General features: G+C 66.3%; 12 protein-coding genes. 4 read left to right on the plus strand and 8 right to left on the minus strand.

The window, feature by feature from the left end; translation table 11 throughout:
* Nucleotides 1–296 precede the first annotated feature (296 nt).
* Nucleotides 297–470: a hypothetical protein gene (locus ACVJO7_RS20285; RefSeq protein ID WP_491674173.1), complete on the plus strand. Its 174-nt coding sequence runs from the start codon at nt 297–299 to the stop codon at nt 468–470.
* Nucleotides 471–1,094: 624 nt separating this feature from the next.
* Nucleotides 1,095–1,451, plus strand: coding sequence for a hypothetical protein (locus ACVJO7_RS20290; RefSeq protein ID WP_491674174.1), 357 nt, complete (start codon nt 1,095–1,097; stop codon nt 1,449–1,451).
* 2,064 nt (nt 1,452–3,515) lie between these two features.
* On the opposite strand, the gene ACVJO7_RS20295 is transcribed toward ACVJO7_RS20290, so the two are convergent.
* The 7 genes from ACVJO7_RS20295 to ACVJO7_RS20325 all read right to left on the minus strand — a co-directional run bounded on the left by ACVJO7_RS20295 (nt 3,516) and on the right by ACVJO7_RS20325 (nt 9,096).
* Nucleotides 3,516–4,778: a tyrosine-type recombinase/integrase gene (locus ACVJO7_RS20295; protein ID WP_491674175.1), complete on the minus strand. Its 1,263-nt coding sequence runs from the start codon at nt 4,776–4,778 to the stop codon at nt 3,516–3,518.
* On the minus strand, nt 4,775–5,020 hold the full coding sequence (locus ACVJO7_RS20300) for a helix-turn-helix domain-containing protein (protein ID WP_491674176.1): 246 nt from the start codon (nt 5,018–5,020) through the stop codon (nt 4,775–4,777). Before ACVJO7_RS20300 ends, ACVJO7_RS20295 begins: the two co-directional genes overlap by 4 nt.
* Before the next feature lie 13 nt (nt 5,021–5,033).
* Nucleotides 5,034–6,566: a replication initiator gene (locus tag ACVJO7_RS20305; protein WP_491674177.1), complete on the minus strand. Its 1,533-nt coding sequence runs from the start codon at nt 6,564–6,566 to the stop codon at nt 5,034–5,036.
* Nucleotides 6,566–6,883, minus strand: a complete 318-nt coding sequence (locus ACVJO7_RS20310) for a hypothetical protein (protein WP_491674178.1) — start codon at nt 6,881–6,883, stop codon at nt 6,566–6,568. The genes ACVJO7_RS20305 and ACVJO7_RS20310 overlap by 1 nt, the downstream gene beginning before the upstream one ends.
* Nucleotides 6,880–7,845 (minus strand): FtsK/SpoIIIE domain-containing protein, encoded by a 966-nt coding sequence (locus ACVJO7_RS20315; RefSeq protein WP_491674179.1) that lies wholly within the window; start codon nt 7,843–7,845, stop codon nt 6,880–6,882. The genes ACVJO7_RS20310 and ACVJO7_RS20315 overlap by 4 nt, the downstream gene beginning before the upstream one ends.
* Nucleotides 7,838–8,647, minus strand: coding sequence for a hypothetical protein (locus ACVJO7_RS20320; RefSeq protein WP_491674180.1), 810 nt, complete (start codon nt 8,645–8,647; stop codon nt 7,838–7,840). The genes ACVJO7_RS20315 and ACVJO7_RS20320 overlap by 8 nt, the downstream gene beginning before the upstream one ends.
* Before the next feature lie 125 nt (nt 8,648–8,772).
* On the minus strand, nt 8,773–9,096 hold the full coding sequence (locus ACVJO7_RS20325; protein WP_491674181.1) for a hypothetical protein: 324 nt from the start codon (nt 9,094–9,096) through the stop codon (nt 8,773–8,775).
* A 157-nt stretch (nt 9,097–9,253) separates the two neighbouring features.
* On the opposite strand from ACVJO7_RS20325, the gene ACVJO7_RS20330 reads away from it, so the two are divergent.
* Both ACVJO7_RS20330 and ACVJO7_RS20335 read left to right on the plus strand, forming a co-directional pair.
* Nucleotides 9,254–9,997 carry a helix-turn-helix domain-containing protein gene (locus ACVJO7_RS20330; RefSeq protein WP_491674182.1) on the plus strand — a complete coding sequence of 248 codons (744 nt, stop codon included), beginning with the start codon at nt 9,254–9,256 and terminating at the stop codon, nt 9,995–9,997.
* A gap of 7 nt (nt 9,998–10,004) precedes the next feature.
* Complete coding sequence (locus tag ACVJO7_RS20335) at nt 10,005–10,472, plus strand: NUDIX hydrolase (protein WP_491674183.1); 468 nt, start codon at nt 10,005–10,007, stop codon at nt 10,470–10,472.
* On the opposite strand, the gene ACVJO7_RS20340 is transcribed toward ACVJO7_RS20335, so the two are convergent.
* Complete coding sequence (locus tag ACVJO7_RS20340; protein ID WP_491674184.1) at nt 10,463–10,918, minus strand: phosphohydrolase; 456 nt, start codon at nt 10,916–10,918, stop codon at nt 10,463–10,465. The genes ACVJO7_RS20335 and ACVJO7_RS20340 overlap by 10 nt on opposite strands.
* Nucleotides 10,919–12,086 lie beyond the last annotated feature (1,168 nt).

Genomic DNA, 12,086 nt, shown 5'->3' on the forward strand with positions numbered 1-12,086 from the left:
ATTTCGCTGCCGCAGACGCCCGTCACCATAAGCCGTTCCGGCCACACACTCCGGCAACCGACTACATCTCCGGGTGTTGTCCACATCTTCGTGACCGCATCCGTTCGCGGCCCACGACCGACTACGGACCCGACCTGTACCTGGGGCCCGCGGGTGTCTACGTGCATTCTATGAGTCCAGATATCCGGTACTGCCAATCGTGTTCCGGACGTGCGTTGCGTGAGATGGGAGATGCACGGGTGTGTACGACGTGTGCGCTTCCGCGCGATCCTTCACGTAAGGGCAAGCGATTCCAGATGAACCCGGTGATCCGCGTACACAACGAAGCACTGTCGACGATCCATTTCGTCGTCCCGATGTGTGACCGGTGTCGTCAGATCCTCTTCGGTTCCCGGGAAGATTTCGACGTCGTGCTAGGCGAGATGCGTAATCACGCCGCAGTAGCGGCAGCCGCAGCCACGGCCGCCTGATCCGTACACCCGAAAGGAACCTGACATGACTAGCTCTGTCGATCACGACTGCGAACGCGCTATGCGTATCCTCGCGGATCTCGTCTGGAATGCACCCGGACGCGAGATCCCGGCACGTGAGGCGCAAGAGCAGTGCGAGGAATTCGATGTCCCGGCGTCCGTGCTCATGCGTGCCAAGAAGCGGCTTGGGATCACGTCGGAGAAGGCGAAGGGTGAGAACAACGGTCCGTGGATCTGGCGACTCCCGGACGACTATCGGCCACCGGCTACAACCTCTCGGACGCGACGCAGTGAGCAACCCAAGAACCCGGGCAGGGACTACACGCCGTGCCCGCAGTGCACGAAGGCTGTGTATAACCCGCAGCCGGATACAGAAGTTCCAGAGATGCAGGGGGCCACTCGATACGTCCACTGCGACGAGTGCCAAACCGCGAATACGGCGGCCCGGAGGGCTCAGCTGCAACGGCGACTGCGTGAATTCAAGACGGAGTTGCGCCGCGTCACAGCAGATGGACTCACTCCAGGTTGGGAGAAGGTAGACCTTGAACAGCGAATTGCAGCTACCGAGAAGAAGCTAGCCGCACCCGGAGTTTGACACAGAACGTCAACGAAGGAGAAAATGTCATGCCGGCCGATCGCTATATCTTGATGCCCTACGTGGTCTCTGAGTGGGAACCGGTGACGCTCACCGATACCCCCCACCCATCTAGCGACACGATCGATCTCTCAGACGATCCGGACAGTTCGGAACGTCGTCGGGAGAAGATGGACGGAGCCACAGACGAAGAACGGTTTTGGGGTCATCGTGGTGAATACATGGGCAGTGATGCCGAGAACCACGAACGTTACACGCGGAAGCTAGACGAGCCGTGGCCCGACGTCTATGCGCGGGAACTTGAACAGGATAGGCGAGAACAGGAAGGCCCCGCACCTACCGAAGACGAGATGCGCACTCTTCGCGAACAGTTTGGGATGCTCTGAGCGAACCTATTGGAGACTGCATTTTCGCTAGCGGAGGGCCGTCCGGGAGCCGGACGGCCCTTCGTCGTGCCTGCCACCCCCCACATAGCGGCTTCCTGCCCGCTGTCTTCCTCGCTCGCGGCCTCTGGCGGCTTCCTGGGGTAAGGAGATGGGCACGGCTCTCCGGAGCTTCCTGGGGGCTCTCAGGGCTCTAGGTAGGGATCGGCCCGTCGGAACGCAGTGGATTGCGAGATGCCGGTCATGCGAGCGATCACCGGCCACGAGTGGCCGCGTCGGTGAAGCTCCGCGAGAAGACGACCTGTGAGGCCCGGGGTCTCAGCGCGCAAGCGTTCCGAGTGCTGCGCACCCGACACCAGATCGTCAGTATCCACTTCAGACAGTCCAGAGTGGAGAGCGTCAGCGAGCGCACGAAGTGCGGAGACGATCTCCGCATCCGTTGGCCCGGTCGGCTCGCTTGCCACGGTTGGCAAGGTAGGTCACTCTGGGCTTTCCAGTCTTGGGAAGCCGGGAGGGCGTTCGTGAGTCCGAAGCACGCGGGGCGGTTCCCGTACCCGACTCACCGTCGGCGGTGCCCGTGGCTCTCCTGTGTTGTAGTTCTGTCGTCGGCTTTCGTGCTCGCGCTCGCGGTGTTCGGTGCGCTTGTGCTTCTCGGAGTCCTCCCGGCCCGCTGGTGATCTACCCCCCCCCCTGGGGTGGTGGCTGGCCCGGCGTGCGCGGGCGCATCCTGATCTCGGGACAGCCGGGGGAGTGGTCGGGATGGCATGGCGGATGACGTTGGGCGACGTGATCGACGCCTACGGCGGCGGGTGGGACGACGCAGAGCGAGATGGCGAGATCGGACCTGGACACCGGATCGTGAAGCCGTCTGTGGACCCGGAAGGGATCTACGGACAGTTCTGTCGTGGGTGTCTGCGGGAACACTTCTCGGTACGCATGTGTAGCCGGTGCGCGACATGCGAAGCGGAGCTTCCGCGTGACGGTTCCGAGTGTGATGGGCAAGGCGGGGAAGTCGGCACGTGGCGTGAGTCTGTCCGGCGAGACCGGGACCTGTACGGGGATCGATTGCACTAACCAACGGGGTTGAACGAAGCGGAAAAGGCTCCCAGGTCCGGAAAACGAAAATTTCTGTGCGTCCGGACTCGCACCCGAAAGTGGATCTCTCGAAATTCTTTGCAAGATCGTGAGATCACTGCACGTCAGCAGTGTGGTTCAAGTCACGCTCTCAGATGCTCTGTGAGCGACGATCTCTGACCAGCGAAGGTCAGCACACCTGAGACGTAGGTTCGCGGCTCAGCGTGCAGCTCAGGACCAGCACGAGCCTCGCACTTGGACGGCACGTCTCAGAGCACATCATTCATGAATGTTTGTGTCTTTAGAATCCAACAACGAAGACACTTATTGTTGTCAACATATCAACTTGAACAACACACAATGAATGACTAAATGATGTAATCACATCATGTTGTCTTGTGTTGTTGAACTTAGATGATGAACACAATGTTGTGATTGTTAATGTTGTTGTTAGTAGATAACACACACAACACATCACTACTTCTGTGCAAGTAAGCAATGTGTCACATCAATCTAGATGTAGTACATAATCAGCAAAAGGTTCTAAGCTCTAAACTTGCACACACTTCTGTGAGTCAATAGATGCATCGTTGTGCAGGAACTCTGGCATATTTGCGCTTTACTACTTATGCTTCTTACTTAATGATATGCACTTTACAAATGTGTGCTCTGAGCTGAGATGCATGTCAGAAGCTAACCTCTGAGATCCACGCTGAGAGCCGGGGAGGGTGGCAGGCATGGCAGACAGCCAACCTGACAGCCAACACACGTACAGACGTTCTGAGACAGCATGGAACGAAGAGGAACATTTGAGCAGGTCAGAGCACATGCAAGAGCAACTTCTAGATCCATGATGGAACAGTCGATGTTGCTTCACACCGAAGAGGTCACTGGTTCGATCCCAGTATCGCCCACGCAGGTCAGAGGCCCAATCCGAGCAATTCGGGTTGGGCCTCAGTCGTTCCCGGGGAACAGTCAGGGAACATTCCCGGATCACCGCAGCACCGCCATTCCTGCGGCCGGGCCGTCGTCCGGGTCCTCGTCGTCGGGGCCGTCGGCGCCGAGCATCGAGCCGCCCAGGGCGTCGAGGATGCGGTCGTGGTTCTCGGTCCGCCGTGTGTAGAGCTGCAGCGTCGTGGTGACGCTCTCGTGGCCCATCACCCGCTGCACCATGTTCGGCGGCACGCCGTCGTCGACGAGCCAGGTCGCGTACGAGTGCCGCAGGTCGTGGAACCGCAGTCCGGTGCCCGCCGCGCTGGCCACCGCCTTGACGGCCGCCGCGTAGGTCTCGCGGACCAGCGTGTTCGCGCGTCCCTCGTCGTCGATCCAGCGGCCGGTGAACTCGTGGGAGCCGGTGTGTTCGACCGAGCCGAGCAGCCCGGCCCGGACCAGCGACGGCCGCCAGATCCGCGAGCGGAACAGCGTGCGCCGCAGCGGCTTGCCGACAGCGTTGGCGAACACCAGACCCCGCTCACCGAGCCCGTAGCGGGCGACGTGATCACGCAGCTGCGGCACGAGCCAGCGGGGGAGCGGCACCGTCCTGCGGCCGGCCCCGGTCTTCGGGTACGGCTTGTAGCCGGTGTTCCCGCTGACCTCGACGACGGTGCGGATGACCCGTAGCGTCCCTCCGGCCAGGTCCAAGGCGTCGCTCTGCAACCCGACGGCCTCACCCCAGCGCAGCCCCGTCCACGCCGTCGTGGCGACCAGCATGCGGTACCGGACCGGGACGGCCGGGAGCAGATCTCCCGAGAGCTGGTCACGGGTGATCACCCGGTCGTCGTGGTCATGCTTGCGGCGGCGGGGGAGAGTCACGTCCTCGCACGGGTTGTACGGGATCAGCCGGTTCCGCACCGCCGAGCGCAGAACGCCGGAGGTCAGCCGCAGCGCCTCGGCGACCGTCGCGGGGGAGCGGCGGCGGCCGAGCTCGCTCACCCAGCCCTGCACGGACAGGTGGTCGATCTTGCCGAGCTGCCAGTCGCCCCACTGCGGGAGAACGTGGGTGCGCATGACGGAGGCGTCCCGGGCCCGGGTGGTGGACTCCCCGGACCTGCTCGCCAGCCATGCCTCGGCGTGCTCGGCGAAGCGCAGGCGCCCGGCCTGCGGGTCGACATAGGTGCCGTTCGACGCCGACGTCCGCACCGTCGCGAGGAAGTCCCGCGCCTCCCGCTTGGTCGCGAAGTTCTTCGACCGCTGCCGCCCGGACGGGTCGCGCCACTTGGCCCGGTACTGCCCCTGCGGCGTGAGGTGGATGCTCACGACGCCGACGCCATGTCGAGCAGCCAGGCGTGGAACGACTCACGCGGCACGAGCCACCGTCGGCCGAGCCGCTTGGCGGGGATCTCGCCCTTGCGGATCAGGTCGTAGGTCATGCCCAGGTTGAGGCCGAGCAGGCCGGCGACCTGGCGCACGGTGTAGACCTGCGGCGCCGGGACGTCGCGCAGCGAGACCGCGTCATCGCTCCGGTCCGGTAGCCGTAGGACCGAGTGGTTGTCTGTCATCTCCATTCCTTCCTCATCCGGCCGTGCTGGTCAGTTCCTCGCGGGCGGCACGCCTCCTGGCCCGGGCCTGGGCGGCGGCGGTGTTGGCCAGTAGGGCGTCGGCGGTGGTGTGCCAGCCGATTCCGGCGAAGTGCAGCGAGGAGATGACGACCTCGGTGGTGTCCTCGGCGTCGTCGAGGCGCTCGACGTCGTCGGCGGCGGGGCGGGGGTTGGCGTGGTCGCGCTGCCAGTCCCGACGCGCCTGCCGCAACGCCGTGAGCGTGGTCGAGTAGCGCCGCGAGCGGGTGGAGAAGTGGCCGGCGAAGCCGAGCATGTGCGCCCACCGCCACAACCGCCCCCAGGACGTCGACCACTCCTCGGGGTCCCAGCCGCCGGGGCGTTGACCGAGCCGCCAGCAGGCGTCGATCTGACGGCCGGAGTGGGTGGCGTGGTCGGTGTAGGAGCGCACCGTGTCCGGCCGTAGCCGGGTCGACAGGTGCCCGGCGGTCTCGGTCGCCTTCGTGGCGTACTTCGCCAGGTAGGCGGCGACGGCGGTCGTGGTGATCTCCGCAGCGTCGTCGAGGTCACGGGCGGCGAGCCGGACCGGACGCGGGTCGACCTGCTCACCCCACACGATCGGCCAACCCTGCGGCCGGTAGGGGTGCGAGGCGGTGGTGAACGAGGTCTCGGTGACCGCTCCACGGAGCAGCAGGGCGACCTGCGCGGCGGAGATCCCGGGCGGCGGCGACAGCGTCAGGTGCGACAGAGCCGGGTCGGGATCGCGGCCGTCGAGGCGCACCAGGGCATGCAGATGGACCGCGCCGCGGGCCTGGAACTCCGCGACCTTGGTGTAGGAGAGCCGCAGCTTGTGCCCGGTGAGCTTCTCGAGCTGCCGCAGGTTGCGCGTGGCGGCGATCATCGTGCGCCGCCAGAGTTCGCCGACGTGCAAGTTCCACACCGCCTGATGCGGATGGTCGTAGCAGTCCAGACACAACGGCCGGCCCACCCGCGGGTCGTCGGCGGCGTGGCGCTCCCAGCAGGCGTGCCCGGTCCCGTGCTCGCAGCTCGTCTCCTCGCGACGGGGGCGGCACGGAAGAGGCCGGCCTTTCCGATCGGTGCGGTGGGCGTGGACCGGCCCGAACGACGGGGCGGTGACGGTCAGGAACACGCACGGATGCCCGGCCACGCTCGCGGGGGTGCCCTTGCCGCCGACCAGCCCGGCCGTAACGAGCTGGAAGGTGTCGGCCCGGTAGGTCTCCGCGCACGAGGGGCAGACGCTCGCGCGGCGGTTGCCGCAGGGGGTGTAGATCAGGCCGTCGGGCATCTCGGCGGTGTGGCGCTCGCTGGTGATGCGGCCGGTGGCTTCCTCGACCCGGAACACGGTCCCGGACAGTCGGATGGGGTGGGCGCACCCGGCGGCGGGGGTAACGTGGCGCAGCCACCCCGCGAAGTCGTCCCGGCGTCCGGTGGCGGCGACGAGATCGGCGGCGGGGGTGGTTCCGGCCAGGCGGGACAGCCGTCGGGCCGCGAGGCTGTCGACGGTCGCGGAGCCGTGGCCGGTGCCCATCACGCCACCCGAGCCACAGCGGTGCCGGTGTACTCGCGGGCGGTATGAGCCCAGTCGGCGGCAGCGCGCAGGGCGCCGGCCTCGGCGTCGGACACGGCCTCGATGTAGACGAGTGGGATCGTGTGATCGGCAACGGCGGTGCAGGCGAGCACAGACCACCAGCGGGCGTCGCGGGCATGCAACGCAGCGAGGGAGTCGGCCCACTCAGCGGCGGTGACGGCTCCGCGCTCGTAGCGGGCGCTGACCTGACGGCGAGCAGCCGCGCACCGACGCAGCCCGGCATAGACCAGCTCGGCCGTCGTCGGGCGGGCGGTCATGCGGCACCACCGGTGGTGTCGTCGAGGTCCTGGCCGTGAGCGATCCCGGCGGCGAGCCGTCGCATGGCGGCACGGTCGGCCAGGGCGTAGACCTGCTCGTCGGACAAGTGCGCAGCCTTGATCCGCCGCGGGATACCGCCCTCGGCGAGCAGGAACCCAATGCCCTTCGTCTCCGGCGCCACGCTCGCCGCGGAGTGGCCGCGGGAAGCCCAGCCGTGGCCGAGCACGATGTCCGAGCTGGCGTCGGTGGTGCAGCGGAACGCCCACCGATACCCGAACAGATCCCTCAGGCTCGTCGGGATGATGTCCGACGACGGACGCTGTGTCGCCGCGACGACGATGATCCCCGCCGCGCGGCCGCGGGCCACGAGATCGCGGACCAGGACCGAGAACGCTTCCTGCTCGCGTTTGGTGCCGACGGTCGCGGAGAAGTACGCCAGTTCGTCGAGGACGACCACGATCGGCGGGACGCCGTCGGCGGGGGCGATCTTGCGACGGCGCTCGTCGTCGAGGACGGCGTAGCGCTGATCCATCTCCGACTGCAGGTCCAGCAGCGCTGAGATGGCGTCGTCGAGGCTGTTGGCGACGAACCGGTCGGCGCACGAGCGCCACAGGCCGAGTTCGACGATCTTCCCGTCGAACAGCCACAGGCGGCAGTCCGTGGCGAGGGCGGCGTGGGCGACGATGTTGTTCAGCCCCACCGACTTCCCCGCGCCGGGCTCCCCGGCGAGCAGCATGTTGCGGTAGATCAGCGGGACCCGGACCGGACGGCCGTCCTCGCCGGTGCCGAGGTGGATCGGCTCCCAGATCGACGGGCCCTCGTCCGTACGACGTTCGCGGCGGTGGGCGCGATACTCATCGGCCCAACGGCGCAGGACCAGCAGCGGGCGCACGAGCCGCCCCGGCGCCTTCTCGTCGTCGGTGATCAGCGGGAGGGGCTGTGTGGGCGGGTGCTCAGACATAGTCCGACCAGTCCCCACCCCGACCGCTGTCGGACGGGCCGTCGAACGCGGGCTGTGGGGCCGCGGGCAGCACGGGGCGGGACGGCTCCCGGCGCGGGGCCGCGAGGTCGGAGTCGGGGCCGTCGTGGGTGGGCCAGCCCGGGTCGTGGATGTCGCCGGAGGCGTAGCGGAACAGATCCGAGCGGATCAGATTCGGGGCCAACGGGTCACGGCGGATGATCTCGACCCGCACGACGTTGGTGAACCGCGGCCACACCACCACCCGCGCCTCACGAGCGAAGCACGCCGACGCCAGCTCCTCGGCCTGATCCGCGACGGCGTGCGGGGCGATCCCGGCGCGCAGCACTACCCACACGACCTCACCGACCCGCGTCGGACGGGCCCACACCGTCAGCGGGCACGCCCGGGAGCGGGAGTTCAGGACTCGGCACTCAACGAGGACCTGACGGACCCGGTGGCGGGTGAGCACGGCTTGGGCGCGGTGGAACAGGAATCGCCGCGTCCACGGCAGCCCCGCCAGTACCAGCGCGGCCGTGACAAACAGCGCGACCCGCGTGCTGGTCTCGAAGCCGGTGCCCGGGACGGCGACGAATCGGCCGGCCTCGTCGCGGACGTGGTCCGGGCCCAGCGCCACCCACGCCCACACTCCGACGGCGAGGACGAACAGTTCCGCGCGCAGCCGCAGCAGCAGGGCGGCGACGCGGACGGCGGGGTTGGCGGGCGGGGCGGAGATGATCTCGAAGGAGTCCACACGGGACTTCCCGGCACCGAAGGTGCGGGCAGGAGCGGCGTTGCGAGCCATGACAGGGCCTTCCGGACGCGGGGCGAGCGACGAGGCGGGAAGCGCGAACAGCGACGGAGCGCCGGAGTGCGGGGCGGGACTCCGGGGAAGACAGCCCCGACCCGCACCACCGACCAGACGAGTGGTCAGGACGCCTTGGACGCCGGCGCGTGCGCGGGCTCGATCCGGTCGGCCTTGAACGCCACACCGGCCCGCTGGCCCTGCTGCCACGGAATCGCCACCAGACCCACCGGACGCACCTCCGCGCCCTGCTCCACCTGAGGAGCACCCGGGGTCGTGATCGTCAGAATCTCCGCGCCCTCGGCGTCGACCTTGACCAACTGCGTGGTGAACAGCGGCGTCCCGGTCTGCCGGTCGGTGCGCTGACGGCCGTCCATGTCGTTCTTCGGACGCGGAGCCGCGCCCACGGTGTAACGGGTGCCGCTGGTGTCGACCTTGATCGTTGCCATGACCGTCCTCCAGGGACTGAATCGGGATGGCCCTCGTAGCGGGGCAGGTTTAAGACTCCGGAAATCACCGGGACGGCCCGACCACACAGAGGGACATCTCAGGACGTCTCCGCTAGACTCAAGACGTCCCAGCTCGTGTCCACGGAGGGGTACGGCGATGGCGAACGAGCGACTGCGCGACGCACTGATGAGGGCCGGCCTCACGCCCGCGACGGCGGCCGAGCAGATCGGCGTCGACGCCAAGACCGTCGAGCGGTGGGCCACCCAGGGCCGCACCCCGTACGCACGGCACCGGGCCGCGCTGTCCGCGCTGGTCGGGCAGAGCGAGTCCTACCTGTGGCCCGCAGCGGTACCGCCCGAGCGGCAGGCGAAGATCGCGGCCTCGGAGATCGTCGCCGCCTACCCGCACCGCGGCGCTGTCCCCGCCGAGCTGTGGGACGAGCTGCTCGCCTCGGCGACCGACCGGATCGACGTCCTGGTCCACGCCGGCCAGTTCCTCATCGAGCGTCCGGACTTCATTCGCACCGTGGCTGAGAAGGCTGGCGCCGGGGTGACCGTGCGGATCAACTTTGGCGACCCCGACAGCGACGCCGTCGAGCTGCGCAGCCAGGAAGAACGCCTCGGGACCGGGACGCTGGCCGCGCGGATCCGCTATGGGCTGGCCGCGTACCGGCCGCTACTGGACACCCCGGGCATCGAGTTCCGGTTCCACACGACCACGCTCTACAACTCGATCTTTCGGTTCGACGACCAGGCCATCATCAACACCCACGTCTACGGGGTCCCCGGCGCCCACGCCCCGGCGCTGCATCTGCGCAAGCTCGGCGCCGGGGACCTGTTCGACACCTATGCGCGTAGTTTCGTCGACGTGTGGAGCACCTCGACCCCAGCGCGTTGGTGACCGGCACGTGGCCCGGACCGACCACTTCCACGACCCGGACGCCCCGAAGGCGACCAGCATCGTCATCGCCGTGAGCGCGTTCGTCACCGACAAGCGCGACCGGCTGCTGATGATCCGCCGCACCGACAACAACCTCTACGCGCTCCCCGGCGGACGCCACGAGCTCGGCGAAACCATGACCGAGACCGCGGTCCGCGAGACCGACGAAGAGACCGGAATCCGCATCGAGGTCACCAGCCTGGTCGGCATCTACAGCAACCCCGACCACGTCATGGCCTACACCGACGGCGAGGTCCGACAGGAGTTCTCGATCTGCTTCCGCGCCCGACCGGTCGGCGGGGAACCGAGAACGAGCGACGAGTCCTCGGAAGTGCTGTGGGTCGAGCGGGCCGAACTGGACGGCATCGACGTGCACCCGTCGATCCGACTGCGCATCGAGCATGGATTCAGCCGGCGGGACCCGTACTACACCTGACCAGCCAAGCCGACGGACGACAGCCACGATTCGGCGCGGTCGACGGCGCCACGGCGGTCGGCCATGCTCCGGTCGAGAGCGCGGCTCACGTAGTGGTCGGCGGGATAGCGCTCCCGCACTTCAGCCATGCGGTCGTCGAACGAGACGCGGCCACCGTCCGGGCTCGTAGTCATGTCGAGGTACCAGAGCAGATCGCGCACCAGGCCCTGCGGATCGTCGAAGGCACGCAACTCGTCGAGCAGACCGAGGACGTCAGCCTCGTGAGCCGCAGCGGAGTGAAACGCGACCAGGCCACACATGAAGTCGTCGGCACCCCACTCCCGCAACGCACGGGCACCGTCGAGCGGGTGGAACCGAGTCGTAACCAGGGTCGGGGCATAGCCCACGTCATGGAGCCAGCAAGAAGCGACGAGAAGATCCCCCTCCGCGAGCTGCGGACGGATCAAACTCGCTCTCCCGGCTACCCCTTCGACGTGGCGCCAGCGGCGGGGGAGGGAAGCAGCGAGGAGCTGCTTGGCTGTCGAGCGAGCCGCGTCTACAATCATCATTCTCGAATCTTGACTGTTGAATTAGTCATCTGACAGTAAGCGACCTGCCGCCAGCATCTTCGATACAGAGTTGATTCTGTAGCATAACGAGCTGTGATTGTTTGTCGACAAAGCTCCACCCGGCTTGCCGGTGCAGGTAGCGAGATCATACCCGAGAGGCAGAATGTCGAGGAAATCGAAGCCGCCCTATAAGTTCCTACTTCCCGGCCAGGGCGTCGAAGTTCGACCGACTCCGCCACCTGGCAGCCAGAAAGTGCGTGTCGATATAATCGGAGAGCTAGGTTACTTCGATTTCGGTATTTGCCCGATATGCGTGACAAATGCGGCAGATTCACGCGAGCATCTGCCACCGCAGGCTATGAATGGGCGAGTCCGAACGATGACGTGCACTCCCTGCAACAATCTTCTTGGGAGCCGCGTCGACGATGAGTTCTCTATGTGGTGTAACGGTGCGCTCGGTCGGGTGGAGATCTCTAATGAGGAGGCTGGAGTAAGAGGATCAAGGAGGCTGCCGCCGACATACTTCAGGCGGGCTACCGACGGTCAATTTGTCATTGTTATTATGGGTGAGGGAACGCCTGCCGAGAAGCAAATACTGGATAGTGGGGAGTTCGACTTGTTGGTCACCAAGCTAGACGAGCGTCGATATCGTATCGGCGCCCTGAAGCAGGTCTATCTGGCATATTGCCTACTCAAGCGGCAAGTTCCATATGATCCACTATCCATAGCAGTCCGCTCGGCGCTGGTCGCCGCTCGCGATGCTCCGAATAATCGGAGCGTTCCCAAGAGTCAGATCGCCGCCGACCTTGCAATGAGCCGCTCCCTGCTGGAACCAAGTGACCCAGCTGTAGCTCTATGTAAGGCATTCCCGGAATCTGGCAAACCATGGGAAGGCGCGATCTTTGCTCGCAGCGTCGCTATCGCCTGGCCCTCACTTGCTACTCGGACCGAGGGCACCCCGGCACCGCTCATGTCTGGGTTCAGATGATGCGGGACGGGTTGGCTTCAGATGATCGGTAACTGCTCCTAGCCAGTTGTTCGGTTTCGGACACCGTAGGCCTTGAAG

The organism is Pseudonocardia sp. DxW (assembly GCF_058448985.1).

Bases quoted from the DNA above. Each gene is read 5' to 3' on its own strand.
- ACVJO7_RS20325 (WP_491674181.1), bottom strand. From the start codon at position 9,096: ATGGCAACGATCAAGGTCGACACCAGCGGCACCCGTTACACCGTGGGC.
- ACVJO7_RS20315 (WP_491674179.1), bottom strand. From the start codon at position 7,845: ATGTCTGAGCACCCGCCCACACAGCCCCTCCCGCTGATCACCGACGAC.
- ACVJO7_RS20310 (WP_491674178.1), bottom strand. From the start codon at position 6,883: ATGACCGCCCGCCCGACGACGGCCGAGCTGGTCTATGCCGGGCTGCGT.
- ACVJO7_RS20285 (WP_491674173.1), top strand. From the start codon at position 297: ATGAACCCGGTGATCCGCGTACACAACGAAGCACTGTCGACGATCCAT.
- ACVJO7_RS20320 (WP_491674180.1), bottom strand. From the start codon at position 8,647: ATGGCTCGCAACGCCGCTCCTGCCCGCACCTTCGGTGCCGGGAAGTCC.
- ACVJO7_RS20300 (WP_491674176.1), bottom strand. From the start codon at position 5,020: ATGACAGACAACCACTCGGTCCTACGGCTACCGGACCGGAGCGATGAC.
- ACVJO7_RS20330 (WP_491674182.1), top strand. From the start codon at position 9,254: ATGGCGAACGAGCGACTGCGCGACGCACTGATGAGGGCCGGCCTCACG.
- ACVJO7_RS20305 (WP_491674177.1), bottom strand. From the start codon at position 6,566: ATGGGCACCGGCCACGGCTCCGCGACCGTCGACAGCCTCGCGGCCCGA.
- ACVJO7_RS20290 (WP_491674174.1), top strand. From the start codon at position 1,095: ATGCCGGCCGATCGCTATATCTTGATGCCCTACGTGGTCTCTGAGTGG.